Here is a 25,729-nt window from a genome sequence, read left to right as displayed (position 1 = left end):
ATTAAACAACAGTTAAATGTTGAGACGAATTACCGGAAGTGCTATTTTTTTGTTTTTAACTGTGCTGTTATACACACAGAATTGAGGGTAGGAGCAGCAACCGCACGGCCCGGCCGGTCGAATGATTATTCAGGAGGAACCTCTATGGAAACCCAAGTAAAGAACAGCCTGTCTTTCAGCCAAGTTATACGGGATCGCCATTCAGTAAGAAAATACGACCCTTCCCGGACAATGTCCGATGAAGAGATCCAGGATCTGCTAAGCGATGCCATCCTGGCCCCGTCCTCTTCGAATCTTCAGCCTTGGCGGTTTATCGTCATTACGGATCAGTCGCTTAAGGAGCAGCTGCTGCCGGTCGCCTTTAACCAGCAGCAGGTTGTAGAAGCATCCGCCATTATTGCCGTGCTTGGCGACCTCGAAGCCTACCGGAACGTCGACAAGATTTGGGACTCGGCGGTAGAGGCCGGTTATGCGACTCCGGTAGTCCGGAACACGATGGTCGAGAACAGCTGGAACACCTACTCCGCGCTTAGCCGGGAGAAGCAGAAGGAAATCGCGCTCGTCGATGGCGGCCTGATCTCCATGCAGCTGATGCTGGCGGCCAAGGCGAAAGGCTACGACACGGTGCCTATGGGCGGCTACAATGCCGATCGGTTCCGCGAGATGTTCCAGATTCCGCAGCGCTATGCGACCGTTATGCTGATTGCCGTTGGGCATGCCGCGGCCGAAGGGCGCCAGACCACGCGCCTGCCGCTCGAAGATGTGGTTCAATTTAACGGATTCAAGGGCTGAATCCCAAACCTAACGCTAATCCCCGCTGTCTTCCGGAAGGCGGCGGTTAATTGCGAACCCCCGCCATCCCGGCGGGGGTTCGTTAGCGTCCGGGGCGGTTTCGCTATTGCCGTTTCTTTCTGCTACAATTTTGGTGAGACGGCAAGGCCGTTTCGGGATATGCAGCCCCGGCGGAAAAGCATTCGAACAAAGGAGGCGAAAGCGCGAGTGATTAAGGTATATACGGAGGAATTGGTCCACCGCTTCGATCACGGCTGGCTGAAGGGAAGCCATATTTTTTCGTTCGGGGAATATTATGACCCGGCCAATACGGCTTTCGGGCCGATGCGTGTATGCAATGACGACATCATCGCTCCGGGAAAGGGCTTCGGAGCCCACCCACATAGCGATATGGAGATTGTCTCCATTATTCTCTCCGGCGTGCTCCGCCATGAAGATAATCTGGGCAATGTCGCGGAAAGTTCCTTTGGCGGCATCCAGCGGATGTCCGCCGGGACCGGGGTCATCCATACCGAGCATAATCCGTCGAAGGATGAGCCGGTGCGGCTGCTCCAGCTCTGGTTCATGCCCGCCGTCCGCGGTTCCAAGCCTTCGTACCGGGCGGGAATATACCGGACGGAGAAGCTCGATGGCGCTCTGGTGCCGGTTGTTTCCGCCGAAGGCTCGGATGAAATCGTCGAGATCGGACAGGACATGACGATTTATCTGGGGCGTCTCTTCGGCGGCCAGCTCCTTACGTTTCATCAGGATGCGGGGCGCCGCATTTTTGTATATGTTATCGAAGGAAGTCTTGAGGTCAGCGGCAGCAAGCTGAATTCCGGCGATTCGGCGCGCATCGAAGAAGAGGAATCGGTCCGGCTTGCGGCATCGGAGCCCACTTTTGTGATCCTGATCGATCTGCCGTAAGCGGCGCACCCGTGATTCAAGGAGGTCTTTATAATGAGCGAGCGGGAAAGACTATTAGTCAAGCATGCCATAACCGGACGCCTGCTGCTGAGCAGCGCGGAAGGATTGACTTACGCCTTCAGCCGGGAGGGCGAACTGACGCGGATTACCGTCTACGGTGTGCCGGCCGGCAAGGGGCAGGAGGTTGTGATGCTGAAGGCGGAGCTGAACGTCTTTCGCTTCGAGGAGCCCGGGGGCGGACCTGTCGTCAAACACTGGTATTATGTCGGCGACAATCCGGTTGATTACGACGAAGCTTCCGGCTGCCTGGTTATCACCGCCCAGTCGGAAATCGAATACCGGCCCGACCAATATTGGGAGTAAGGGTGACGTCCTCAGAATTAACGTGAAAATAACGGGGGAGTCTGCAGCCCCCCCTTTGCCGCAAGGAAAGACGGGTTAATTGACGGATTTTCCGCTGAAGGAATTGACAACTGGTTAATTCTATACTAGTTTTGTTATGAAAACTAACATTGGCAATACAAGAGAACAGGAGATAAGAAGAACATGGAATTATTCTCGGCATTGGAACGGGACGATTACGAACAGCTGCTGTTTTGTCAGGACAAAGCGTCTGGGCTGAAGGCAATCATTGCGATTCACGACACGACGCTTGGACCAGCCCTGGGGGGAACCCGGATGTGGACCTATGCTTCCGAGGAGGAAGCCATCGTCGACGCGCTTCGCCTGGCAAAAGGCATGACCTACAAAAACGCCGTCTCCGGACTCAATCTGGGCGGGGGCAAGACCGTAATCATCGGCGATCCGAAAAAAGATAAGAACGAAGCGATGTTCCGCGCCTTCGGACGATATATCCAGGGGCTGAACGGACGCTACATCACTGCCGAGGACGTAGGAACGACCGAGGACGATATGGACATTATTCACCAGGAGACCGATTATGTGACCGGGATTTCCCAATCCTACGGCTCTTCGGGCAATCCTTCGCCGGTTACGGCTTTCGGCGTATACCGCGGGATGAAGGCGGCGGCGAAGGCGGCATTCGGCACGGATTCGCTGGAGGGCCGGACGATTGCCATTCAGGGCGTCGGCCACGTCGCCTTTGCCTTGTGCGGACATCTTCATGAGGAGGGCGCCCGGCTTATCGTCACCGATATCAACAAGGAGGCCGTTCGCCGGGCTGTGGACGCATACGGCGCCCAAGCGGTCAATCCTGACGAGATCGTCGGCGTGGAAAGCGATATTTACGCGCCGTGCGCACTTGGGGCGACCATCAATGATCAGACGCTGCCGCTGCTCAAGGCCAAAGTCGTCGCGGGCGCGGCCAACAATCAGCTGAAGGAGTCCCGCCACGGCGACGCGCTGCATGCGATGGGCATCGTCTACGCGCCGGATTATGTGATTAACGCGGGCGGCGTGATCAATATTGCCGATGAGCTGAACGGCTATAACAAGGAGCGGGCACTCAAGCAGGTGTCGAAGATTTACGACAGCATCACCCGTGTCCTTGAAATTTCGCGCGAAAAGGGCATTCCGACCTACGCGGCAGCCGACCATTTGGCAGAGGAACGGATCGCTCTGCTCAAGAACAGCCGGAGTACCTTTCTCCGCGACGGCCATCATAACCTGAGCAGAAAGCGGCTGTAACCGACATTTCTCCAGCCCGGAATACCGGGCTTGCAACCGGGCAGATTTTCTTGACAAAGGTGATAAATGATCTGGAAACAAATATCCACTTATAGGAAAATAAGACCAAGTGTACGGATTCCGTGCAAAAAAAGCCTCCAAGCTCAGGTACCGACCTTGTGATCGGTAACGGCCAAGAGGCTCTTTTTCTGGCGGACCTGCATATAAGGTTAGGGCATTTTGTCCGGTTCGGGATAATTGACGCCCAAGGTATCCACCGTTATCTGCTTGATTACGGGCGGATGATCGGGACGGTCGTTAGCGTCTCTTGGAAGATTGACGATGGCGTCCACGACGTCCAGCCCTTCGGTGACTTTACCAAAGGCCGCATACTGTCCATCCAGACTCGGAGCGTCCGCTGCCATAATGAAAAATTGCGATCCCGCCGAATCGGGAGCATTCGTCCGGGCCATCGACAGCACGCCCCTCGTATGTAGAAGCTTGTTGGGGAAGCCGTTCCCGGAGAACTCTCCGGCAATGTTGTACCCAGGCCCTCCCATGCCCGTGCCTTCCGGATCTCCGCCCTGAATCATGAATCCGGGAATGACGCGGTGAAAGATCGTCCCGTTGTAGAACCCTTTGTGAATAAGCGAAATAAAATTGTTCACTGTATTCGGGGCAATCTCGGGATACAGCTCGGCCTTGATGATTCCGCCGTCCTCCATCTCAATGGTAACGAGGGGGTGGCTGGCGCTCTCCGAAGGCGTTCCGTTCCCGGGCGCGCCACTGGTCTCCGATCCCGTGGAGGGGGACGGGGCGGGGGCCTCGCCGCCGGGTTTGCTGCCGCAGCCGGATGCCAGCATCAGCATCACAAGGCCAAGCAGAGCCCAAATGGCGAAGGAAGATTTGCTTGAAGCTCTCACTGATTTGTCGCTCCTTTACTTTAATAAATCCGCATCACCCTGCCATCATAACCCGGAGCCGGTCCGCTTTGCAAAATTCACACAGCTATCCGGGATTGGCACCGGAGTCAAACCGGTTTACAATAATAGGATGCTTCCAAGAAGCTTGAAAGGATGTACAGCATGATGAACTTCTCGTGGAAGCGAAACCTTGCCGTCCTTTGGTTGGGCGTATTTCTGTGCAGCACCTCGTATTCGATCTCGATTCCGTTTATGTCCATTTTTCTGAGCGATGATCTGGGGGTAACCAGCCATCTGGAGGCTTGGTCCGGTTTCGCCTTCGGCATCTCGTTTTTGGCCAGCGCGCTGATTTCTCCCTTCTGGGGCTCCCTGGCCGACAAATACGGGCGCAAACCGATGCTGATCCGCTCGGGCTTCAGCCTGGCCGCTCTGTATTTGATCAATTATTTTGTCCATGACCCTTATGTATTTCTTGTCGTTCGGGTGCTTCAGGGACTGCTGGCCGGGTTCGTGCCGTCCTCCATCGCGCTGGTGGCGACGAATACCCCGGAAGAGAAGACCGGCTGGGCGCTTAGCGTCATGTCGACCTCGGGGGCTGCCGGCAGCATTATCGGCCCGCTTATCGGCGGCGTCATCAGCTATTATTACGGTAACCGCAGCGCCTTTCTGTTCTCTTCCGCGATCGTGCTGTTGTCGGCGCTGATCGCCACCCTGTTCGTCAAAGAGCGGAAGGTGGACCGGTCAAATCCAAGATCCCGGGTTCGTGACGATATTCGGGAAGCCGGAGGCAACGGAGCTTTCGTTTCCCTGATGATCATGACGGGAATCAGCTATTTCTCCGTCATGCTTCTGGAACCCCTTATTCCGATATATATGCTCGATATGGGGATTTCAAAGGACAGCGCATCGCTTACTTCGGGAGTCGTCTTCTCCGCGGTGGGGATCGCCACAGTGCTCATGGCTCCCCGGTGGGGGAAAATCGGGGGACGCAAGGGCTATGGAACGATTCTGTTTATCGGCCTTCTGGGCGGGGGAATCGGCAATATGCTGCAGTTCTTCGTGACTGGCTATGTCCAGTTCGCGATTGTGCGGTTTGTCTACGGGCTGTTCTACGCCGCAGTGCTTCCTTCCATTAATGCGCTGATCGTGCAGGTCACGGAGCCGGGCTTCCGGGGGCGCGCTTTCGGCCTGAATCAGTCGGTCTCCCAGCTTGCGACCATGGCCGGACCTATTCTTGGCGGCCTCCTTGGAGCCATTCTTCCGATCCGGTGGGTGTTCGTAGTCAATGGACTGATGCTGCTGGCCGCGGCCCTGACGGTGAAGACACGCAGGATTGAGGCACAGGTTTCCGCCCTCAAGGCGGAGTAGCCTTTAGCGGCCAAAAACCAATCGGGCGAACCTGTCAGATCAAAGCGCCGCCGGACGCTTAGGTTATGATCCGGCGGCGCTTAAGGGTTCTTTACTCGTCCTCGCCCGTCGATCCGTTCAGCACATCCGTGCCCGGCACGGCGTCAAGGGAAGGGGAAGCCGGATCGACCGGGCTGCCGGCCTGGATCTCATCGGCGTCTGGAACATCCTCCAGCGGATCGTCCCAATCCTCGCCCGTCACTTCATCATCGGCGTAATCGATGGCGCCTTCACTGAGTCCGGCGGTGAAGGATGCCTTGGCCGCATCAGAATACAGGAGCTCGTCCCGCCTGAAAGTGGGTTCCGAGAGGATGCTCTCCTCCAGATCGGGAGGACCGCCTGGCCCAGATCTGGGAGCGTACAGCCCGACATCCGCGGCAAGCTCCGGGTCCCGGGCCAGCTCGTCATAATCCGCGGAATAGGCGAATCCGCCTGCTTCCGCGGAAACGGCGCCGACCGGTTCATGGCGGGTAAAGGGAGATTCGATGGGAACGCGCACACTGCCGGCAGCTTTTTCGCTTATGCTTTGTGCCGTTTCGGTTCCTACCGGCCGGAGGTCGTCCACAGGGATATCCTGCTCCGGAGAGATGCCTCTCATTTTGGCGTAGCGTTCGTATTCAAAATCCGCCTCCGTTTTATTGAAATCAGCCATTTTATTCAGCTCCTTTTGGGTGTATTATCTTGGGTGCCCGCTTCCTTGGGAAGCGCGTCCCGAACAGCTTCTATCTGATTTCGGTCAGGCAGGGCATCCGGAAAAGTTCCTTCCTGAAACAGGCCGAACTCTTCATCGATATCCCGCTCGGTTACCAAATCTTCGTCTTCTTCCGAGCCGCTGCGCTTCTTATTCCGGTATTCTTTCAATGGGCAGCCCTCCTTCTTGGTCATCGAAAGTCTGGTCTAACAAACGGTATATACTAATTGTATACCCCGATAGGGGCTGGCGAATCCGTTCGGGTCGCTGCTTCCAGATCTTCAAGTGTATTCTTTCGAGAGAAGGTTGTTTTAATCCGCTTAAAGAGAAGAATTGCAAATTGCCGAAATTTATAGCGACATATCTTTTTACGATAGCCGAGGTGCCACTGTTATGAAATTGCCACTATACAAAATAGCAGCGGTAGCGTTTGTCATATTGCTGCTGGCTTCCATGATTGAAATCGGAATTTCCATGGAGCGGGGGAAACAGGAGAGCACGGAGCTTTCCCGGTGGAAGCTGAAATGGGTGACCGAAGCGGGAGCAGACCAAGGGACAAGCCCTCCCCTCGGGGATCAAGGATGGATTGACGTGTCGTCCTCCGATCTTAAGACCGGGGCGCCCGGGAAGATAGCGGCGGTATGGTTCCGCGCTTCGTTGCCCACGCTGGGCAGCCATTCGGCTGCGCTGGTGAATAAAGTATACGGCAGCAAAATCCGGGCCTATCTTGACGATACGCTTGTCTATAGTTCAACAGGCAGCGGAGGACTGAATGGAAGCAAGATTCTGATTCCGCTGAACGCTCCCAAGACCGGCAGCGAATTATACATATACAGCGAAGGGCTTGACGGCCACCCCGGTATAGAGGGAGAGATCAGGATTGGCAGCTACGAAAATCTGCTGAACCTGTACTTGAAGCAAGATTTGATGGACGTCATCATCGGCGGGGCGCTCATTTTTTTGGCCGTCGTCCTGGGCGTTTGCTCGATCTTTTTAAAAAGAGAACTGTTTTTCACTGGATTTTTGCTCTTGCTGATCATGCTGTCGTCCGGCGTGCTGATGATCTACTACTCTCCTTATTTTTCGCTCGTGCTGGGCAGTAAATCGAAATGGATGGAACTGTTTTTCGATATCTCGCTGTTTACGCTGCTGCCGTCGTTCACCTATTTTTTCGAGAAATTATTCGGTTCCGGCATGTATGGCGGCGTTTCCCGGCTGAGGAAATTCCAGCTGGTGTATTCGCTGTTCTGCGTGGGACTCAGCGTGCTCAACATTGCCTGGTCTTATCGGATTGACGGTCTGTACCGGATGTTCACAGTGGATATTGCGGGCGTTCTGATGATCGTTCAGTTTCTGTTTCTGCTGGGACATGCGCTCCGTTACGCCTTTCGCGGCAATGTGGAAGCGATTATCTTCACCTCGGGCTTCGCCGTGTTTGCGCTGACGGCGCTCAGCGAGCTGTCCCTTTTCTATATGTCGGGCGAGGAGTACCATCTGTACTGGTGGAAATGGGGCATCGTTATTTTCCTTGTTTCCCTGATTGTGATCGTAGGAAGGAAGTTCGCCAAAAATCATGAGCAGGTGGTCGAATATTCGAAGGAGCTGGAGAAGTTCAACAACGATCTTCAGCGTTCGGAAAAAATGGAGATCATCAGCGAGCTGGCCGCTTCGGTCGCTCATGAGGTCCGTAATCCGCTTCAGGTCACCAGAGGCTTCTTGCAGATTATCGGCGAAGGCTCTGACAGCAAGGAGAAGGAATATTTGCAGCTGGCCATTTCGGAGCTGGACCGGGCGGCGCATATTATCAACGATTTTCTCACGTTCGCCAAGCCGCAAACGGACACGGTAGAATGTCTCGATGTCGGGGGAGAGCTCAGGCATGTCGCGGGAATTCTGCTTCCGCTGGCCAAAATGCAGGAAAGCACCATTGAAATCCAGCTGGAGGACGGGCTGTATGTGAAGTTCAGCTCCTCCAAATTCAAGCAGGCCTTGATCAATCTGATCAAGAACGGCATCGAAGCCCTTCAGGAGAACGGACTGGTGAGCATTTCGGCCTGGAAATCCGGCAGCCATGTCGTCATCAGCATCCGGGATTCGGGAGAGGGCATGACGGCCGGGGAGCTGGCCAGACTGGGGGAGCCGTATTTCTCCAACAAAACGAAAGGCACCGGTCTAGGTCTGATGGTCACCTTCCGGATCATTGAGGCAATGAACGGCACCATCGAGTTCAAGAGCGTTAAGGGAAAAGGAACGGAAGCGATCGTCAAACTGCCGGCTGTCAAACCGTAAGAAGCGAAGAATCGGGAAGGAGCGTGACGAAATGGAAGCAATCGCGTTCGGATTAATCGGCGGAGGCTGGAGAGCGGAGTTCTTTCTGCGGATCGCCAAGGCGCTGCCGGAACGTTTTGCCGTAAAGGCCGCCCTAGTCAGGGACCGGGGAAAAGCGGACAAACTGCAGGAACAATGGGGCGTTAAGACCTACACTTCATTTGGTGAGTTTGCCGCCGCATGCCGGAACGGCTGTTCCTTCGCAGTCGTCAGCGTAAAACGGCTGGCAAACCCCGAATTCATCGAAAGACTGGCGGAAGCCGGCATTCCGGCGCTGGTTGAAACGCCTCCCGCCGACGGTGTGGAAGGCCTGCACCGTCTGTGGGAGCGGGTGGGACCTGCGGCCAAAGTCCAGATCGCGGAGCAGTATGCATTCCAGCCGATGCACGCGGCACGGATCCGGCTTGCGCGTTCCGGCAGGCTGGGCGAAGTCAGCCAGGCCCAGGTGTCCGCGGCGCATGATTACCACGGCATCAGCCTCATCCGCAGACTGCTTGGAATCGGCTTCGAGAATGCCGTCATCCGGGCCCAGACATTCACCTCGCCTATTGTGAAGAGCCCGGACCGCAGCGGTCCTCCGCTCTCGGAAGAGCTGACGGAGTCGCAGCAGATTATCGCCACGCTCGATTTTGGGAATAAACTGGGCGTGCTTGATTTCACTGGGGACCAGTATTTTTCATGGATTCGGGGGAAGCGGATTCTGGTTCGCGGCGAGCGCGGGGAGATCGTGAACGATGAAGTGTCCTGGCTTCCGTCCTTCGACCGTCCGCTTTACGACAGGCTGCGCAGGATCGATACCGGACATGGCGGGAACCTGGAGGGCTTCCACCTGCAGGGAATTATGGGCTGCGGGGAATGGCTGTATGAGAATCCCCACGCTCCCGCCCGGCTGTCCGACGATGAAATCGCCGTCGCTGAAACCTTGGCCCGGATGGGAGATTACGTCCGGGGCTGCCCGTCCTTTTACAGCCTGGCCGAAGGCTGCCAGGACCATTATCTGGCCCTGGAGATGCAGCGGGCCGCGGCGGACGGCGTTCCTATCGTTACAGAGACCCAGCCCTGGGCGGAGGCTTCGCCGCGAGGCAATGGTTAAGCTTGTCAGCGGATGGATCATAACGAAACCAAAAAGCGCTCTGGCCTGCATCAACCATCTCCGGTTATGCGGGACAGGGTGCTTTATTTTTGAATACTGACGGCGAGACCCATGTCCAATGAAGAGAAGGATCGGCAGCTATTAGGAGCCGCAACGACGATCAATCATGATTCCCGCCTCTTTAGTTCCGGGAGCTTGGCGGTTTCGGGCCGGTGCCGCTGGCAGCAAGCACCTCTTGCAAAGCCTCGTATTGACCGCGCAGCCAAATTAGACTGTAGACGCTGCGCTCCCAAACTCCTTCTATATATAGCTGCAACTGGTTCAGCTTTAGGCCGGCCATCAGGTCCACAATCCGCCGCAGCGTCTTCATCTTTGGAATTTTGCTTTGGCTGATATCGATCACAGCTCCGGTCTCAGTGACGGGACTTCATAGGCCTGATCGCCCAAGTCAGGGCCATGGGCAAACAGGAAAGCGCATTGAGAACCGGAACGCGCACCGACGGATATGTGGAGATTGAGACCCAGATCCCTGGACACGGCATCCTGTACGGACCGGGCCGCCGGGAGAGCCGGCTTGTCTTCGGGTCCGCTCAGTACAACTTTGTCGCCCCGGGACACCCGGAAGCGAACCGGGACGAAAGGTCAATTTTTTGGGAACGGGGACCAGGGTAAAGGATTGGAACGGGTTGAGAGCGGAGGAATGCAAATTATTTCCATACGTATGGATTATATGATCAGTCCGTATCCGATCGGAATAATAGATCCGAAGGTGGAGTCCTCCAAGCTGATGCTGAAATCCATCCGGGTAGGCCAGGTAGGCCATCTGCCCGGGAGAACGCTGTTCCGCACGGGCGTCACGTTTGAGCATTGGGCGTTCGTGTATATTGCTTCCGGCCGGGACGAATCTATGATTTCGGTCCCCTGCCGGGCGGCAGCTGGGACGAGTATTATATCAACTTTACGGGCAGCCGGGTGAACGAATGGCGGGAGACGGGACTTTTGACGGAAGGGGCTGTATTTCGCGCGGATCGGCAGCGGGTACCCTCTGCATGATTACATTCACCGGCTGAAGATGGGTGAAGCCAAGAAGCTCCTGCTCAACACCTCGCTTCAGGTTCAGGAAATTTCCGGTATGCTCCGGTACAACGCCCCCTTTTAATTCTCGAGGCTGTTTAAGAAATATATGGGAGTCTCTCCTGTGGAATGCCGGTGTAACGTATAAAAGTTGAATGCGCTGCACCGACGGAAAATAAACGGAAATTTAGCTGACATTACTTTGACGCCCCTGGACACTAAAATAGAAAAATTTAGAAAAAACTGTTCGCTATACCCCGTTTTGGCACGGAATAAACAGGGAAAAATAAAAAAAATATACTAAAATTTTAATCGTGTAACCGTTCACATTGAAAAAGGTAACTTGTTATTGTCATTTTTCTTTTGTATGATGCATTTAACACAGCAGTTCCCATGAAGGTAAAAAGCTCGCATTTTCCACAAATTTGGAGAATAGGGTGGTGGGATGAATATCAAGTTATCTGCGGAAGATCGAATGATTACATTTTTCCGTTATTTTTCACTTTTTCTTACTTCACTGATGTTCTTAATTACGCGAACGGGTCCTCCACTGTTTTATAAAATTCCGATCATCATGGTTCTGGCCTTGCTCGCCCCCGCGTTTACGATTGCCTATCGGAGTTTGCGGCACAAGCCGCATGCCGTTATGGCTTCGGTGAGCATCGAGATGTCGCTGATTCTTCTGCTGGCGATTTGTACAGGCGGTTATAACAGCCCATTCAAGCTGTATTCGCTTAATCCCATTTTGATTGCCGCGGGTTCTTTGTCCTTTTATTTTTGCTGGAGTCTGCTGGTCGGCTATTTTGCCATTTTCTTTGGATTCAGCTATTTTTATTATAAATCGGCGGAAAGTACGTTGGTCTCGGTTTTGCTGGAGAACGGGAATCTGTTTCTGGCGCTTGCTTTAACAGTGACCTTTATGCAGCTGCTGTCGCGGTTCAGGCGGCAGCGGGAGGAGGCGAACGCCCGAACGAACGAGATGCTTGAGCATATCAAGTCGCTGTATCACATTGTGGAAACCTCAAGCGAGCATGATTTTATGAATATCGGTCAGGTCATTACCGAATATGCCGTCAAGCTGACGAAGCTGAACAAGGCGTTGTTCTGGTTTGCGAGCTATCCAGGGGGGCCGTCTCCCGTAAGCCGTCAGACCGGCTGGCTGCCCGAGGAGGAAGTCAATTTATTCGGGGAGCTTAAAGTTCACGAGTCGGAGTGGCGGCGCCAGAAGGAACCGATATTCAAGAGCTTTCCGAGTTCTGGGGATCTGCTGTTAATGCCGGTTCGGATGAGCACCCGCTTTGTGGGTGTGATCGGAGTTAAGCTGGAAGCGCACGAGGGGCTGGAGAACCGGAGATGGTACATTCAGCAGCTTATGTTTCTGGCCGAGCTCAGCGCCATTACGCTGGAACGCCATGAACTGAGCGTTACCGAGAACCGGCTCATTGTCACGAATGAACAGAACCGGATTGCGGACGAAATGCACGACAGCGTCTCTCAGAGTCTGTTTGGCATTGTTTATGCGGCCCATTCTCTCAAGCAGTCCTGCCGAAAAATGACACCCTCCCAGCTGGAGGAGCAGATCGAGTTGATCCATGATTCGGCGACCAAGGCAGCCAAAGAGCTGCGGATTACAATCTACAGCCTGAGCTCCAAGAAAAGCGGAGGCCCGACCTGGCTTGGTATGGTAAGGTCGCATCTGCAGAGCTTGTCGAGGCTGAACGATGTCGAGATTGATTTCAAGGTAAAGGGCGACGATTTCAGTCTGCCATACACGTATCACAAGGCCCTCTTTCGGATCATCTCCGAAGCGACCGGCAATGCGATCCGCCACGGGGCTGCCCGTAAAATCGAGGTTGAGCTGACTTTGAAGCCGCGATGGGTTGGACTTGCCGTCCGCGATGACGGGGTAGGCTTTGATACCGATCTGCTATGGACCCGTTCGGAGGAAAACACCGGCGGACTGGGAATGAAAAATATGCAGCATTTGACCCGGTCTCTTGGCGGGGATTTTCAGTTGTCGAGCAGTGAAAATTCAGGTACCCAAATTCTAATTTCCATTCCGGTAGGCGTAATTGAACTAAAGAACGCATAAAAGATAACAGGAGGTCTTTGCATATGGATATCGTCATAGTGGATGATCATCCCCTTGTGAGAAGAGGCTTGGCAGCGGTCATTTCCATGCAGCCCAATGTGAAGTTCGCTGGCGAAGCGACAAACGGCGAAGAAGCTCTGCGCGTACTGGAAGAACTTCGACCCGATATGGTGCTGATCGATTTGAAGCTTGCTGACGAATCAGGTCTTGACGTTATCAAGGCGGCACGGAGCCGCGGAATTGAGAGCAAGTTTATCCTTCTGACCTCATCGGCGAGCCGTGAAGATTTCCTCAAGGCGGAGGAGGTGCTCGTCGATGGTTATGTGCTGAAGGAGGCGCTGCCTGAAGAGCTTCTGTTCGCCATTCAGCTGGTCCACAAGGGCAGAAAATATTACGACCCCGGCCTAATGGAAGACAAGATGAGAATGAGCGGCAAGAGCCCTACCGACGAATTGACGCCCAAAGAGCGGGAAGTATTGATCGAGCTCGGTCAGGGCGCCTGCAACCGGGAAATCGCGTCAAGACTGTTCATCAGCGAGTTCACGGTCAAGAAGCATGTCAGCCAAATTTTGGCCAAGCTTCAGGTTGCGGATCGTACACAGGCGGCTCTTTATGCCAACGCCGTCGGATTGACCAAATACGAGATGTCTGTCGAATAAACTCGGACGGAATCATATGTTTTCAGGAACACGGACAAGATGTCCGTGTTTTTTTTTTGTAAATATAAGACTGTATAAGCTTCGCCTCTATCGTTTGGTCTTATATTTCTACGAAACGGATACCCTCCTCTTGCGAGGACGGCGCAGCCGTTTCTTCTTGGCAAATTCATATATTCTGGGAGCCCCGGATACCGGATTATGCTTCGCACTAATTCTTTAATTTTTGGTTATTAATTTTATCGGCAATTGTTCCTGAGCGAAACAGACTAATTGGTACCATATTCCATGGTACCAAAGTATACCATACTTTGTCCTAAAGCGGTAATTTTCTTTATTCAAAAGTGAAATCGAAAGTAATGGCAGGGACCATGCCGCGAAAAATGAGGATTGTTAGAATAAAAGTAAGTTATCTGAAATTTTCAGAAGTCTTTCAAAATCCTACGGAGGGAGGATCGCTGTGGAAAAGACGATTTTGGATTACCTGAATCTCATCAAGAAAAGGCTATGGCTCATCGTACTGTTCGTGCTGATCTCCTGCACTACCACCTATTACGTCAGCAAGAACTACGTGGTCCCCGTCTATTCCGCAACAGCGCAGCTGCTGGTGAACAACGCCGCAGATCTGTCGGAAGGCAATAACCTTAACAATCTGAATTTCAGTCTCAATCTGATCGGGAGTTACAAGGATGTCATCAAATCGCCGGCCATTATGGACCGCGTGGCCGCGTCGCATCCGGAGTTCGGACTGACCGGTGATCAGCTAAGCTCTAAGGTTAGCCTCAAATCATCGGAAGGAAGCCAGGTCATCAATCTCAGCGTAAACGACGAAAGTTATGTCAAGGCCGCGGGAATTGTCAATGCGGTATCCCAGACTTTCATTCGTTCCTTACCGGAGCTGATGAATCTAAGCAACGTCACCTTCCTTACACCGGCGGATCCGAAGGATGTACCTGGACCCGTAAACGGCGGCTACACGATGAATTTGGTTATCAGCTTCGTCGTCTCGCTGATGGCGGCGCTTGGGATTATCCTCCTAATGGAGACGCTGAGCGGAGCTCTTCGCTCCGAGAAGGAAGCGGAGCACGAGTTCGGCCTTCCGGTCATCGGCACCATACCGGTAATCCGCAAACGCGATCTTGGCAAGGACGGCGACAACAAAGCAAGGGTAGGGGAGGGAGCGTATGCTGCGGTTAAGTAACAGTCTCATTGCCGAGCGCAATCCGCAGTCGCATGTGTCCGAATCGTTCCGCTCGCTTCGCACCTACATTCGGCAGCTCGGGCTGCTGCAGGGCGGAGGAGGAAGAGCGTTGCTGTTCACTTCCGGCGAAGCGGGAGAAGGGAAGACGACAGTTCTGGCCAACCTCGCGGTTTCCTTCGTTCAGGACGGCAAGAAAGTGGCGGTTGTGGACGGCAACCTGCGCAGCCCCGGCATTCACACGGTGTTCGGGCTAGACAACGGAATAGGATTGGCCGACGGTCTGAGCGGCCAGAAGGAGCTGGGTAAGATCGGCGTCTATGGCAATCTCGCTAATCTGACCATCGTTACGGCAGGCTCCTCCTCCGTTAGTCCGCCCGACCTGCTGGGCAACGCGGCAATGACGGAGCTTCTGGAGGAACTGAAAAGAACCCATGACCTGGTTCTCCTCGACTCGCCTCCGGCGGTGGAATACAGCGATGCCCGCGTGCTCGCGCCGCTTACCGACGGCGTCGTCATCGTCGCCCGCTACGGCAAATCCAAGCGGGATTCGATCCGCCGGGTCAAGACTTTGATGGAACAAGCCGGGACCGCAATTCTCGGCATTGCCATAAATCAAGCCAAGTAAGATCGTAGCCGGTAAGTGCGAGGTTGTTCGAGGAGTATACGGCGGATTTGCTTTCGAAGTCAGTTTTGCGAAGTAGTTCAAGGATGCTTATGCTAACAAAACTTTTAGGAGGCATGGATGATGAAAAAAGTGAAAAAAGTGATTATTCCCGCAGCCGGCTTAGGAACCCGTTTTCTTCCTGCAACGAAGGCAATGCCCAAGGAAATGCTTCCCATCATCAACAAGCCTACTATTCAGTACATTGTGGAGGAAGCGATCGCTTCCGGCATCGAGGACATCATTATCGTAACCGGTAAAGGCAAACGGGCGATCGAAGATCACTTCGACAACGCCTTCGAGCTGGAATCGCGGCTGCTTGAGGACGGCAAGCTGGAGCTGCTGCAGGAAGTGCAGCGTTCTTCCAAGGTTGAAATTCACTATATCCGGCAAAAAGAACCCAAAGGCCTGGGACATGCGGTATGGTGCGCCAGACGATTCATCGGCGACGAGCCGTTCGGCGTAATGCTCGGAGACGATATCGTTACCGGCAAGACGCCATGCTTGAAACAGCTGATCGACCAGTACGAAGAAACGCAGAACTCGGTCATCGGCGTGCAGGAAATTCCCGACGAGTTCACCAACCGGTACGGTATTATCGAGCCGGATCTGCAGGAAGGCCGTCTGTACCGCGTCCACAACTTCGTCGAGAAGCCAAAGCTCGGAACCGCTCCTTCCAATCTGGCCATTATGGGCCGCTACGTGTTCACGCCGAAAATCTTTAAATATCTCGATCTGCAGGAAAAAGGCGCCGGCGGCGAAATCCAGCTGACGGACGCGATCCAGAAGCTCAACCAAAGCGAACGGGTCTACGCCTACAATTTCGATGGTACGAGATATGACGTGGGCGAACGCCTCGGCTACATTTTGACGACGCTGGAATTTGCCCTGCAGAACAAGGATCTCCGCTATCCCGTTATGGACGCCATGGCCGAATGGTTAAGCAAGGCGGAGCAAACCGCAGGTTAATGATTAGATATTACATGTATTATAAGGGCCATTCTTTCAAGGAGGATTGAGAGGGAAATGAGCATGCATAAAATGCCGGATGACGCTGAGCGGATTCTATCGAGCCTTTACGTGCTCCATGCTGAAGAAGCGCAGGAAAGCAATTCTTACCTGGTTATGAAACGGGTCATCGACATCCTTTTTTCCGCTCTGTGTCTCTTCTTGCTGCTGCCCCTGTTTGCCGTAGTCGCAATACTGATCAAGCTTGACGATCCGAAAGGGAAAGTGTTCTTCCGGCAGACTCGGATAGGCAAGGACGAGAAGCCGTTCGAGATGTACAAGTTCAGATCAATGATCTCGAACGCGGAGGAATTAAAAAAGAACCTGATGGCCTACAACGAGGTCAGCGGAGCAATGTTCAAAATGAAGAACGACCCCCGCATCACGCGGATCGGCAAGTTTTTGCGCAAAACCAGCATCGATGAGCTGCCCCAGCTGTGGAACGTGCTGACCGGGAACATGAGCCTGGTCGGACCCCGGCCGCCTCTCCCCGATGAAGTGGCACAGTATACGGAGTACGACAAGCAGCGGCTCACCGTTACCCCGGGATGCACAGGCTACTGGCAGGTGCACGCGCGGAACAGCGTCGGATTCGAAGAGATGGTCCAGCTGGACCTGACGTATATCCGGATGCGGAGCACGGCGCTTGATCTCAAGATTATTATAAAAACCGGCCTCATGCTGTTAGGATCGAAAAACGCTTATTAATTCAGAAATTAGGTGAATGCCCATGTTAGAGCACGGAGACGTACCCCGGCTGTCCATCATCATCTGCACCTACAATCGTGCCGGGCTGTTATCCAAAACGCTGGATTCCCTGCTCGGGCTCGATATGCTGGATGAGGCGGAGGTCATTGTAGTCGACAACCGGTCGACCGACGATACCGCATCCGTCGTGAAGCGGTTCATGGACAAGTATGAGCAGCAGATTCAAATGAAATATTTGCTGGAACCGGTACAAGGACTGTCGGCGGCCCGCAACTCGGGGATACTGGCGGCCAAAGCGAAGCTGATCGCCTTTCTCGACGACGATGCGCTGCCGGTCCGGAATTGGATTTCTACCATTGTGAACACAATGGAAAGCAAACCGGCCGTGATGGCCATGGGCGGGAAGGTAGCTCCCATCTTTGAGAACGGGAGGCCGGAGTGGCTCATCAAGCCGTTCGAGTTCCCTTACACGATCATGGATCTGGGGAACCGGATCAAGGAGTATCCCGGCAAGTATCACCCGTGCGGCGCCAATATGGCGATGAGACGCGAAGTCTTCAATCTGAGCCTGTTCCCGCTGGAGCTTGGCCGCAAAGGGGAATCGCTCTTGTCGGGCGAGGAGACCTGGCTGTTCGGGAGAATCCGGAAAGAAAGACAATCCATCCTTTATCATCCGCAGATGGCAGTGGATCATTTCGTTCCGGCAAGCCGACTGACGCAGGACTGGATCATGAAGCGGTATTACAGCCAGGGGCTGTCCAACGCCCTCGGAAGTGAAGGCCCGGTGGGCAATCTGCTTCTTTGGGGGAAGACGGGAGCCAAAATTCTGTATATCGCCGTGGATTCGGCCTTGTCGGCGGTATCCGGAAGCCAGGGAAGAAAGCTGCTGAACAAATGCAGGCTGGAGAGCGTCCGCGGAACGCTCCATATGCTGCGGAATCGAAATCGGGAATCGGCAACGGGGTGAATGGATGATGATAAGCGGACACCGGGCTTCCAAATTGTATGCTCTGCCGTATGGAATGCTCTTTCTCCTATCGGCCCTGTTTCTAGGCACGACAGTGATATACATGCCGGCTGTTGCGGTTGCCGCTGTAGGTTTGCTCCTGCTGCTCGTCGTATCCCTGACCCGGCCGGATTATATCAGCTATTTCGTCCTTCTGACGACGGCGATATCCATCAATTTTTTATACGGCGGCAGCCTTTTCGGGATGGAAATCCTGTCGCTGTATAAGCTGGCCATGCTGGCGCTGCTCGTGCCCTGCATCCTCGTCAACGGCCTGCGCTTCAAGCTCAGCTATCCGCTGTGGGCTTTGGCCGCGATAGTGTTCATGACCTTTACGGTCTCCATATGGCTCCCCGAGATGACATCACAGATTGCGGTCAAGGCATTTATCGGACTGTCTCTGCCGTTCATGTTCCTGCTGATCAATTGGAAGAAAGAAGTGGCAGAGCGGCAGATCCGGCTGATCTGTCTGCTCCCGGCGGTAAGCCTTGTGGTCGGAGCGCTGCTGCAGGCTGCGCATCTTCACCCGATGCTGAATGTTGAATTCACTGGTGCGGTGAGGGTTCAAGGGGCGAATATTCCGTCGCATCTGGCGATGCTCGCCTTCCTTGGAACGGTGATTCCGTTCATTGAGCTGAAGCGGAATCCGGGCCATGAGCGGTTCTTTTATACCATACTGGCCGTGAATTTCATGACGCTGATCGCTACGGGAACGCGGGGGCCACTGCTCGCACTGATCCCTATGGCCCTCTATTACTTCTTAGACATCTTCCGGCGCTACCTGAAAGGCAAGACCCGTTATCTGATTCCACTGCTGTGCTCGGTGGCCGTCATTGCCGGAGCCGTATTCATGCAGTGGGACAATATCAAGAAACGGTCCTTCGAAAGGCAGACCAGCGATGGAATCGACTTGTCGGGACGCTCGGAAGCATGGACTTACTTTTTGGATAAAGCGTCGGGCTCCCCTTTGTCGGGTAGAGGCCTGGGCGCCGTTACGGTAGCCAATGACGGTACATTGTTTATAGGCTTTGTCGTTCCCCACAATGAGTATATCCGGTTTTACTTCGACGGGGGGTACATCGGCTCGACTCTGCTGTGGCTGTCGTTAATGGCTGTGTTCCTTCTGGTTTACAGAGCTTTGGCGCCGCCGGTAAAAATGTATTACCTGCTCTTGATAGCAGCGTTTCTGATTTATTCCTTTTCTGATAATACGCTGTCGACGGTCCAATTTATTATTCCGTTCTGTTGGTACCTGAACTGCCTGTATCGGGCTTCGCAGCCAACCGATTCCCCACAAAAAGAAGTGATACGATGAATCAAGTAAACATGTTCGATGTCAATTTTAACAATTATGATTTCATGGATCTGCTGGAGTATATCGATACTACGATCCGGGAGAGGAACCATTCCTACATTCTGACTTGCAATGTCGATCATGTGATCAAGCTGCGCAAGGACAAGGAATTCCGGACGGTCTACTCCAAGGCGGGCGCTGTCGTCGCGGACGGGATGCCTCTCATCTGGGCTTCCAGGATGCTGGGCAAGCCGCTCAAGCAGAAGGTGTCCGGAGCCGATCTGTTCAGCAGATTGGGGCATGCGTTCCAGCAGCGGAAATACCGGCTGTTCTTCCTGGGCTCCGCCGAAGGCGTGCCGGAACGGGCGACGAAGAACCTCAAAGCGTCCTATCCGGATATCAACATCGTCGGCTGCTACTCTCCATCCTACGGGTTCGAGAACAACGAGGAAGAGAACAAGCGGATTATCAGCATGCTGAATGAAACCAGGCCGGACATCGTGTTCGTGGGCGTCGGAGCTCCCAAGCAGGAGAAATGGATCTACCGTCATTATCTGTCCTACCGGGCGCCTATCTCGATCGGCGTCGGAGCCACCTTTGATTTTCTGTCCGGTTCGGTCAAGCGGGCACCGGATTTCATGCAAAGAACGGGGCTGGAATGGTTCTGGAGGCTAAGCCAGGAGCCGGGAAGGCTGTGGAAGAGGTATTTGGTCGACGATGCCCAGTTTCTGGTTCTTCTGCTGAAGGAACTGCGCAAACGGGAAAAAGCGAACGGACAGAGCTTCGAATAAAAGCTTGTCCGCAAGGAACAGGAGGTGTATGAGACGATGACTAGCCGCCATTCGGGCAGTACCGGTCTTCCGCTGCCGGGAAATCTTCGCACTGTGGTGACTGCGGGCATTTTTGCGGCGGTTTGCGCGGTCGTGCCGCTGATGATCGGCTTTGTCAGCGCAAAGCTCAGTTCGTCGAGCAGCCTGCAGCTGGCGATTGTGTCGGCGCTGCTGTTCCCGGCCTTCCTGCTCTCGCTGCTGAAGCCCCGGCTGCTCGTTTCGTACACGCTGCTGGTCTGGGCCGTCGCTCCTGAGCTTCGCCGGCTTGCCGACTGGAGTGAAGGCACCTATCACTCCGTCTCGCTGCTCAGCCTGGCTCCGCTGCTTGCAGGGGCGACGGTTGCCATACCGGTTCTGCGCGAAATTCATACCCTCAAGCGGCCTCATATGCGGCTGATGCTGCTGTTCGCGATTCCGCTCGGATACGCCACCCTGGTCGGGCTGGCGAAGAATGGCGTAGGCTCGGTATACGATCTGCTGAACTATCTGGTTCCGCTTCTTCTTCTGCTGTATTTTGCGGTAACGCCGTTTACAGCCCGCGATATCGACAAGCTGCTTGGCACATATGCCAATATCGCGGTTTTGGTAGCCGTGTACGGGATCATACAGTATTTGACGGTTCCGGCATGGGACGCTTTCTGGATGCAGAATTCGGGTATGAATTCCATCGGCACGCCGCACCCGCTGGAGGTCAGGGTCTTCTCCACCCTCAACTCGCCGGGACCCGCCGCAACCTTCCTGGTGTTCGCGCTGGTGCCGATGATCCTTGAGAAGCGCTGGCGGGGAGCCTTCAGCTGGATCGGCGTTCTGCTTGTGGTCGTCTGCCTGCTGACCACGCTCGTCCGCGCCGCCTGGCTGCTTCTGCTGGTTATGCTTCTTGTCTATATCGCGTCCTCATCTTCCAAGGGTAAATGGAAGACTCTGATTCAGGTGGTCTTTGTAGCACTTGCGCTGTTCTGGATTGTTCCCAAGCTTCCGGGAGCGGAGGGGCTGACGGCACGGATGGAGACCCTCTCATCTATCCAAGAGGACCGCTCGTATAACGACCGGCTCAACCTCCTCGGAACGATGATCCCTGCGATTAAATCCAATCCGGTAGGCCAGGGAATCGGCAGCGTCGGACAGAGCACGAAGCTTGGCAACAGCGGCGAACTTGGCGAATACGGCATTATGGACAACGGGTTCATTGCCCTGCTGCTCACCTTCGGCGCTCCGGGCGGCCTGCTGTTCTTTATTGCACTCGGCGCGGTAGCCAGGCAAATTTACGGCAGGGTTGCCGGCACGAACCGGCTCCAGCTGTATGGCAGGCTGGCCCTCGCGGCGTGGGTAGGCGCGGTGGTAGGGCTGGTGTCGGACAACGGGTTCTCGGGTCTGAAAGCCTATCTTATCTGGATGCTGATCGGTCTTGGCCTCGGCGTTAGAGAACTGATCGAGGCCGGCAGGAAAGAAGCCGCCCCGGCGGTGATCGAGCCGGAGACCGAAAGCGTACTGGCCGGAGCTAAAGGCCAAGCTGCTGCGGACAGCCGGTGATTTCTTAAGAACCGCTCCCGGCTTAAGGCGAAGACGACAATGAATTCCTATATGGGCAAGAAAACAACGGATGCGAACGGTTAGATAAAGGAGGAAACCTGCATGAATTCAGTTTCAAGCGTGTTTGCCGGCTTTGACCCGATGACCGGGGACAACGCCACCCCAAATGACGAAATCCGGTTAGACTGCCGGCCGTTCGCCGAAGAGATTATGTTGGGTGAGGGAAGCGGGGATGGGGCGATTGAGATCGCGGACACCCCTGGCGTCCCTGATCATGTGAGAATTCATAGTCGGCTTCAAACCCTGAGGGCTTTAAAGGCTTTAAGGGCAAGCCAGGCGGAGAAAGTACAGAAGAAGGGAGGAAGAAGCTATGTCTTATCCTGACGGATTGAACATTATGTCAACGGGCCTTAGCTGGCCTTCCGTGCAGCCCGGCGGGCTCAACACGTATTTCAAATCCGTCTGCGAGCAGCTCTCCTCCCGCAACCGGGTGCAGGCGCTGATTTGCACCAAGGAGATGCCGGCAACTCCCGAGGAACTGATTATCCATAACGCCGGCGATCCGAAAGAGTCGATCTGGAAGCGCAAGGACGCCTTTCAGAGAAAGGCGGCGGACATGTTTAACAGCGGGAAGGAAAGGATCGACATCCTGTACTCCCATTTCGCTCCCTACGGGGTCGGTCCGGCCATCGAGGCGAAGAAGCGGGGCATTCCGGTTGTCATGACGTTCCACGGCCCCTGGAATGAGGAAATGAAGATCGAAGGCCAGGGAATCAAGCATCAGGTGAAGACCGCGATTGCCAAGTCGATTGAACGGAAGGCTTACCGGCTCGCGGATAAGTTCATCGTCCTCAGCGAGACCTTCCGCGACATTCTCCATTCGCTGCACGGTATTCCGCTTGACAAGATCGTCATCATTCCCGGCGCAGCCAACATCGACCGGTTCATTCCTTCAAGCAACCGGCTTGCGGTCCGTCGAATGCTGAATCTGCCGGAAGGGGCCACTACAGTGCTGACGGTTCGCAGGCTCGTGAACCGGATGGGCCTCCTGCAGCTGCTGGAAGCCTGGCGGTCCGTGTCCGAGCGCTTCCCGAACGCTATCCTGCTGATCGGCGGCAAAGGCCCCTTGCGGGCGGAGCTCGAAGGGCGTATCGCAGACTACGGGCTTACGAGCAAGGTCCGGCTGCTCGGCTATATCCCCGACCATGAGCTGGCCTCTTATTATCAGGCGGCCGACCTGTTCGTCGTTCCGTCGCAGGCTCTGGAGGGCTTCGGCCTAATTACAACCGAAGCGCTGGCGAGCGGGCTACCGGTCATGGCGACGCCGATCGGCGGCAACCGGGAAATCCTGCAGAATTTCCGGCCGGAGCTGCTATTCAAGAGCTCGTCCGCTGCGGATATGGCCGAAGGGATTTCCCACATGCTCGGCAACCGAAGGCTTCTTCCGAGCCGGGAGGAATGCAGGGAGCATGTGCTGGAAAGGTACACCTGGGAGCATGTAGCGGATCAGGTGGAGGCCGTATTCAGAGAGGTAATGGGGAAAGGAGAGACGCTGGATGCTGAGAGTGGCATATATCGATCACACGGCTAGATGGAGCGGCGGCGAGGTGGCGTTGTTCAACATTCTGACCCATATCGGAGAACAGGTTGACCCGCTTGTGATTCTGGCGGAGGAAGGTGCGCTGGCCGACCGCTTGCGCGACAGAGGAATCGACGTCCGGATCGTGCCGATGGACGAGAGCGTCCGAAGCCGCGGCCGCAACACCGTCAATTTCGGCGCGCCGGCTGCTGCCATGAAGCTGCTGGCCTACGGCCGTAAAATCGCTCCGCTGCTGAAGAAGGAGCGGGTAGCCTGCGTGCATACCAACTCCCTTAAGTCTGCCCTGTACGGAACGGTTGCCGCCAAGATGGCAGGCGTACCGCTGATTTGGCATATTCGCGACCATATTGGCGCGCCTTATCTGAAGCCGGTTGTCGCCAAAGCCATCCGGCTACTCTCGCGTCTATTGCCGAACGGCGTCATCGCCAATTCGAAGTCCACGCTCAGCGCGCTGGAGCTGCCAAAGTCCAAGAAGACGCTGGTCGTCTATTCCGCTTTCGCCAAAGCGATCGGCGGCGTAGCCGGACGCGGGGACCAGAAGGACTTCAACGTTCTGCTGGTCGGGCGGCTGGCCGAATGGAAGGGTCAGCATATTCTGCTGGATGCGGCCAAGAAGCTTCAGGGCAACGGCCGAATCAAGTTCTGGCTGGCGGGCGACGCCCTCTTCGGCGAAGACGAATACAAGAAGAAGCTGCTTGCGACGATCGAGCGCGAGGGGCTGGACAATGTAAGTCTTCTGGGACATGTGGAGGACATTCAGGGATTGATGCAACAAGCGGATCTGCTCGTCCATACTTCAATCACACCGGAGCCGTTCGGCCAGGTGATTGTCGAAGGGATGGCGGCGGGTCTGCCGGTAATCGCGTCCAACGAGGGAGGACCGGTTGAAATCGTCGTGCCGGGTGAGACAGGACTGCTCATTCAGCCTGGAGACCCGGCCATTCTTGCGGAATCGATCAACTGGATGCTGGAGCATCCCGAAGAGCGTGAAAGAATGGCGGAAGCCGGGATCAAGCGGGTGAAGGAACATTTTGTGATCGAGAACACGGTCAAAGAGATTGTCGCCTACTATAAAGGCCTGGTGGCGGGCACCTGACGAACAAAAGGAGAGCGGATATCACCTGTGAAGCAAGCAGCCGGCTCTTAAGCAGCCGCTTCTTGACACACATAGCTCCATCAAACGTTGAGGATGATTCACATGAAAATAGCGATAGCGCATGATTACTTAATCCAAATGGGCGGAGCGGAAAGGGTGGTGGAGGTTTTTCACCATATGTATCCGGAGGCTCCGATCTTCACGACGGTTTTTAACGGAAACCGCCTGACCGAGAATCTCAAGGACGCGGATATCCGGGCCTCCTGGCTGCAAAAAATTCCGGGAGTGAAGGACAATTTTAAAGGGGTGCTGCCGCTTTATCCCATGGCTATCCGCGATCTGGACTTCAGCGGGTTCGACATCGTACTGAGTTCCAGCAGCGCGTTCATGAAGAGCATCCAGGTTCCCAAGCGCACATTTCATCTCTGCTACTGCCACACCCCGATGAGATTTGCCTGGGATTATGACACCTATATGGAACGGCAGTCGAATTCCGGTTTATTCAAAAGAGTGCTGAAGCTCTACATCCAGCAGCTCAAAATGTGGGATCAGCGGACCTCCAAAAACGTGAACCAGTTCGTTGCCAACTCATCCGTTGTCAAGAGCCGGATACGGAACTACTACCATCGGGATGCTGATGTCATCTTCCCGCCCATCAATACATCCCGGTTCAAAAGCTCGAGCTCCATCGGCGATTATTATCTGATCGTCTCCAGGCTTGTTTCCTACAAGCGGATCGATCTGGCGGTCGAAGCCTTTAACCGCAACGGTCTGAAGCTGCTCATCGTCGGCGACGGTCCCGACCGGAAGCGGCTGGAAGGAATGGCCAAGAGCAATGTAAAATTCCTCGGCCGTCTCGAAGACGATGAGGTCAACGGACTGATGTCGCAGTGCCGGGCTTATATTTTTCCCGGGGAAGAGGATTTCGGCATAACGCCGCTGGAGGCGAACGCCGCAGGAAGACCGGTTATCGCCTATCAGGCGGGCGGAGCGCTGGACACGATAGTTCCCTATGTCAACGGCGTATTTTTCAAGAAGCAGGAAGTTAACGATTTGCTTGGGGCTATTGCCGAAGTGGAATCGTATGCATGGGACGTCGGAAAAATTATGAAGCACGCGCAGAAATTCGATGAACGAACGTTTATGGTGCAGTTCAAACAGTATGTTGAACAGGCGTATGTGAACTTTCTAAAAGGAGGATGAAGAT

At 54.7% G+C, this 25,729-nt stretch carries 26 protein-coding genes; 22 read left to right on the top strand and 4 right to left on the bottom strand.

What is annotated here, in order from left to right; translation table 11 throughout:
* Positions 1-144: 144 nt before the first annotated feature.
* The 4 genes from G5B47_RS21130 to G5B47_RS21115 all read left to right on the top strand — a co-directional run bounded on the left by G5B47_RS21130 (position 145) and on the right by G5B47_RS21115 (position 3,345).
* Positions 145-792 carry a nitroreductase family protein gene (locus G5B47_RS21130; protein ID WP_165102405.1) on the top strand — a complete coding sequence of 216 codons (648 nt, stop codon included), beginning with the start codon at positions 145-147 and terminating at the stop codon, positions 790-792.
* 207 nt (positions 793-999) lie between these two features.
* A complete protein-coding gene (locus G5B47_RS21125) occupies positions 1,000-1,698 on the top strand; it encodes a pirin family protein (protein ID WP_328804606.1) in 699 nt (232 codons plus the stop codon).
* 33 nt (positions 1,699-1,731) lie between these two features.
* Positions 1,732-2,061, top strand: a complete 330-nt coding sequence (locus G5B47_RS21120; RefSeq protein ID WP_165102399.1) for a hypothetical protein — start codon at positions 1,732-1,734, stop codon at positions 2,059-2,061.
* 183 nt (positions 2,062-2,244) lie between these two features.
* Positions 2,245-3,345, top strand: a complete 1,101-nt coding sequence (locus G5B47_RS21115) for a Leu/Phe/Val dehydrogenase (RefSeq protein WP_165102396.1) — start codon at positions 2,245-2,247, stop codon at positions 3,343-3,345.
* Positions 3,346-3,554: 209 nt separating this feature from the next.
* Here the strand turns inward: G5B47_RS21115 and G5B47_RS21110 are convergent, their stop codons facing one another.
* Positions 3,555-4,193 (bottom strand): peptidylprolyl isomerase, encoded by a 639-nt coding sequence (locus G5B47_RS21110; protein WP_165102592.1) that lies wholly within the window; start codon positions 4,191-4,193, stop codon positions 3,555-3,557.
* A 219-nt stretch (positions 4,194-4,412) separates the two neighbouring features.
* Between G5B47_RS21110 and G5B47_RS21105 the strand changes: the two genes are divergently transcribed.
* Positions 4,413-5,615 (top strand): MFS transporter, encoded by a 1,203-nt coding sequence (locus tag G5B47_RS21105; protein ID WP_165102590.1) that lies wholly within the window; start codon positions 4,413-4,415, stop codon positions 5,613-5,615.
* A 91-nt stretch (positions 5,616-5,706) separates the two neighbouring features.
* Here the strand turns inward: G5B47_RS21105 and G5B47_RS21100 are convergent, their stop codons facing one another.
* Both G5B47_RS21100 and G5B47_RS21095 read right to left on the bottom strand, forming a co-directional pair.
* A complete protein-coding gene (locus G5B47_RS21100) occupies positions 5,707-6,306 on the bottom strand; it encodes a hypothetical protein (protein WP_165102394.1) in 600 nt (199 codons plus the stop codon).
* A 5-nt stretch (positions 6,307-6,311) separates the two neighbouring features.
* Positions 6,312-6,515, bottom strand: coding sequence for a hypothetical protein (locus G5B47_RS21095; RefSeq protein WP_165102209.1), 204 nt, complete (start codon positions 6,513-6,515; stop codon positions 6,312-6,314).
* Positions 6,516-6,738: 223 nt separating this feature from the next.
* Here G5B47_RS21095 and G5B47_RS21090 point away from each other — a divergent pair, with 223 nt between their 5' ends.
* Both G5B47_RS21090 and G5B47_RS21085 read left to right on the top strand, forming a co-directional pair.
* On the top strand, positions 6,739-8,634 hold the full coding sequence (locus G5B47_RS21090; RefSeq protein WP_165102391.1) for a sensor histidine kinase: 1,896 nt from the start codon (positions 6,739-6,741) through the stop codon (positions 8,632-8,634).
* 31 nt (positions 8,635-8,665) lie between these two features.
* Complete coding sequence (locus tag G5B47_RS21085) at positions 8,666-9,766, top strand: Gfo/Idh/MocA family protein (RefSeq protein WP_165102388.1); 1,101 nt, start codon at positions 8,666-8,668, stop codon at positions 9,764-9,766.
* 181 nt (positions 9,767-9,947) lie between these two features.
* On the opposite strand, the gene G5B47_RS21080 is transcribed toward G5B47_RS21085, so the two are convergent.
* Complete coding sequence (locus tag G5B47_RS21080; protein WP_165102386.1) at positions 9,948-10,169, bottom strand: hypothetical protein; 222 nt, start codon at positions 10,167-10,169, stop codon at positions 9,948-9,950.
* Positions 10,170-10,280: 111 nt separating this feature from the next.
* On the opposite strand from G5B47_RS21080, the gene G5B47_RS21075 reads away from it, so the two are divergent.
* From G5B47_RS21075 to G5B47_RS21005, 15 genes are all read left to right on the top strand, one after another.
* Positions 10,281-10,742: a hypothetical protein gene (locus G5B47_RS21075; protein WP_165102383.1), complete on the top strand. Its 462-nt coding sequence runs from the start codon at positions 10,281-10,283 to the stop codon at positions 10,740-10,742.
* A gap of 543 nt (positions 10,743-11,285) precedes the next feature.
* Positions 11,286-12,932 (top strand): sensor histidine kinase, encoded by a 1,647-nt coding sequence (locus tag G5B47_RS21070; protein WP_165102380.1) that lies wholly within the window; start codon positions 11,286-11,288, stop codon positions 12,930-12,932.
* A 23-nt stretch (positions 12,933-12,955) separates the two neighbouring features.
* Positions 12,956-13,591 (top strand): response regulator, encoded by a 636-nt coding sequence (locus G5B47_RS21065; protein WP_025333448.1) that lies wholly within the window; start codon positions 12,956-12,958, stop codon positions 13,589-13,591.
* 457 nt (positions 13,592-14,048) lie between these two features.
* Positions 14,049-14,789, top strand: a complete 741-nt coding sequence (locus G5B47_RS21060) for a YveK family protein (protein ID WP_165102377.1) — start codon at positions 14,049-14,051, stop codon at positions 14,787-14,789.
* Positions 14,773-15,414 (top strand): CpsD/CapB family tyrosine-protein kinase, encoded by a 642-nt coding sequence (locus tag G5B47_RS21055; protein WP_165102374.1) that lies wholly within the window; start codon positions 14,773-14,775, stop codon positions 15,412-15,414. Before G5B47_RS21060 ends, G5B47_RS21055 begins: the two co-directional genes overlap by 17 nt.
* 120 nt (positions 15,415-15,534) lie before the next feature.
* The gene (gene galU / locus G5B47_RS21050; RefSeq protein WP_165102372.1) at positions 15,535-16,419 is read left to right on the top strand and encodes a UTP--glucose-1-phosphate uridylyltransferase GalU; all 885 of its coding nucleotides are present in this window, start codon (positions 15,535-15,537) and stop codon (positions 16,417-16,419) included.
* Between the two features lie 57 nt (positions 16,420-16,476).
* Positions 16,477-17,166: a sugar transferase gene (locus G5B47_RS21045; protein ID WP_025333452.1), complete on the top strand. Its 690-nt coding sequence runs from the start codon at positions 16,477-16,479 to the stop codon at positions 17,164-17,166.
* 22 nt (positions 17,167-17,188) lie between these two features.
* The gene (locus tag G5B47_RS21040; RefSeq protein ID WP_165102369.1) at positions 17,189-18,133 is read left to right on the top strand and encodes a glycosyltransferase; all 945 of its coding nucleotides are present in this window, start codon (positions 17,189-17,191) and stop codon (positions 18,131-18,133) included.
* 4 nt (positions 18,134-18,137) lie between these two features.
* Positions 18,138-19,487 (top strand): O-antigen ligase family protein, encoded by a 1,350-nt coding sequence (locus G5B47_RS21035; RefSeq protein WP_235950217.1) that lies wholly within the window; start codon positions 18,138-18,140, stop codon positions 19,485-19,487.
* A complete protein-coding gene (locus G5B47_RS21030) occupies positions 19,484-20,257 on the top strand; it encodes a WecB/TagA/CpsF family glycosyltransferase (RefSeq protein WP_165102366.1) in 774 nt (257 codons plus the stop codon). The genes G5B47_RS21035 and G5B47_RS21030 overlap by 4 nt, the downstream gene beginning before the upstream one ends.
* A gap of 36 nt (positions 20,258-20,293) precedes the next feature.
* Positions 20,294-21,826, top strand: a complete 1,533-nt coding sequence (locus tag G5B47_RS21025; protein ID WP_165102363.1) for an O-antigen ligase family protein — start codon at positions 20,294-20,296, stop codon at positions 21,824-21,826.
* 102 nt (positions 21,827-21,928) lie between these two features.
* Positions 21,929-22,210: a hypothetical protein gene (locus tag G5B47_RS21020; protein ID WP_165102360.1), complete on the top strand. Its 282-nt coding sequence runs from the start codon at positions 21,929-21,931 to the stop codon at positions 22,208-22,210.
* Entirely contained in the window at positions 22,197-23,417 is a 1,221-nt protein-coding gene (locus tag G5B47_RS21015; RefSeq protein WP_165102357.1) for a glycosyltransferase family 4 protein, read from the top strand. The genes G5B47_RS21020 and G5B47_RS21015 overlap by 14 nt, the downstream gene beginning before the upstream one ends.
* Positions 23,383-24,522: a glycosyltransferase family 4 protein gene (locus tag G5B47_RS21010; RefSeq protein WP_165102355.1), complete on the top strand. Its 1,140-nt coding sequence runs from the start codon at positions 23,383-23,385 to the stop codon at positions 24,520-24,522. Before G5B47_RS21015 ends, G5B47_RS21010 begins: the two co-directional genes overlap by 35 nt.
* A gap of 102 nt (positions 24,523-24,624) precedes the next feature.
* Positions 24,625-25,725, top strand: a complete 1,101-nt coding sequence (locus tag G5B47_RS21005) for a glycosyltransferase (protein WP_165102352.1) — start codon at positions 24,625-24,627, stop codon at positions 25,723-25,725.
* The last annotated feature ends 4 nt before the right edge of the window (positions 25,726-25,729 follow it).

Source organism: Paenibacillus apii, assembly GCF_011043685.1.
GTDB classification, from domain to species: Bacteria; Bacillota; Bacilli; order Paenibacillales; family Paenibacillaceae; genus Paenibacillus_AQ; species Paenibacillus_AQ sabinae.
Note: the sequence above shows the minus strand (reverse complement) of the source record. Positions and strands in the feature narration are given on the sequence as shown.

Bases quoted from the DNA above. Each gene is read 5' to 3' on its own strand.
- G5B47_RS21130 (WP_165102405.1), top strand. From the start codon at position 145: ATGGAAACCCAAGTAAAGAACAGCCTGTCTTTCAGCCAAGTTATACGG.
- G5B47_RS21120 (WP_165102399.1), top strand. From the start codon at position 1,732: ATGAGCGAGCGGGAAAGACTATTAGTCAAGCATGCCATAACCGGACGC.
- G5B47_RS21115 (WP_165102396.1), top strand. From the start codon at position 2,245: ATGGAATTATTCTCGGCATTGGAACGGGACGATTACGAACAGCTGCTG.
- G5B47_RS21110 (WP_165102592.1), bottom strand. From the start codon at position 4,193: ATGCTGATGCTGGCATCCGGCTGCGGCAGCAAACCCGGCGGCGAGGCC.
- G5B47_RS21105 (WP_165102590.1), top strand. From the start codon at position 4,413: ATGAACTTCTCGTGGAAGCGAAACCTTGCCGTCCTTTGGTTGGGCGTA.
- G5B47_RS21100 (WP_165102394.1), bottom strand. From the start codon at position 6,306: ATGGCTGATTTCAATAAAACGGAGGCGGATTTTGAATACGAACGCTAC.
- G5B47_RS21090 (WP_165102391.1), top strand. From the start codon at position 6,739: ATGAAATTGCCACTATACAAAATAGCAGCGGTAGCGTTTGTCATATTG.
- G5B47_RS21085 (WP_165102388.1), top strand. From the start codon at position 8,666: ATGGAAGCAATCGCGTTCGGATTAATCGGCGGAGGCTGGAGAGCGGAG.
- G5B47_RS21070 (WP_165102380.1), top strand. From the start codon at position 11,286: ATGAATATCAAGTTATCTGCGGAAGATCGAATGATTACATTTTTCCGT.
- G5B47_RS21065 (WP_025333448.1), top strand. From the start codon at position 12,956: ATGGATATCGTCATAGTGGATGATCATCCCCTTGTGAGAAGAGGCTTG.
- G5B47_RS21055 (WP_165102374.1), top strand. From the start codon at position 14,773: ATGCTGCGGTTAAGTAACAGTCTCATTGCCGAGCGCAATCCGCAGTCG.
- galU (WP_165102372.1), top strand. From the start codon at position 15,535: ATGAAAAAAGTGAAAAAAGTGATTATTCCCGCAGCCGGCTTAGGAACC.
- G5B47_RS21045 (WP_025333452.1), top strand. From the start codon at position 16,477: ATGAGCATGCATAAAATGCCGGATGACGCTGAGCGGATTCTATCGAGC.
- G5B47_RS21040 (WP_165102369.1), top strand. From the start codon at position 17,189: ATGTTAGAGCACGGAGACGTACCCCGGCTGTCCATCATCATCTGCACC.
- G5B47_RS21035 (WP_235950217.1), top strand. From the start codon at position 18,138: ATGATGATAAGCGGACACCGGGCTTCCAAATTGTATGCTCTGCCGTAT.
- G5B47_RS21030 (WP_165102366.1), top strand. From the start codon at position 19,484: ATGAATCAAGTAAACATGTTCGATGTCAATTTTAACAATTATGATTTC.
- G5B47_RS21025 (WP_165102363.1), top strand. From the start codon at position 20,294: ATGACTAGCCGCCATTCGGGCAGTACCGGTCTTCCGCTGCCGGGAAAT.
- G5B47_RS21020 (WP_165102360.1), top strand. From the start codon at position 21,929: ATGAATTCAGTTTCAAGCGTGTTTGCCGGCTTTGACCCGATGACCGGG.
- G5B47_RS21015 (WP_165102357.1), top strand. From the start codon at position 22,197: ATGTCTTATCCTGACGGATTGAACATTATGTCAACGGGCCTTAGCTGG.
- G5B47_RS21010 (WP_165102355.1), top strand. From the start codon at position 23,383: ATGCTGAGAGTGGCATATATCGATCACACGGCTAGATGGAGCGGCGGC.
- G5B47_RS21005 (WP_165102352.1), top strand. From the start codon at position 24,625: ATGAAAATAGCGATAGCGCATGATTACTTAATCCAAATGGGCGGAGCG.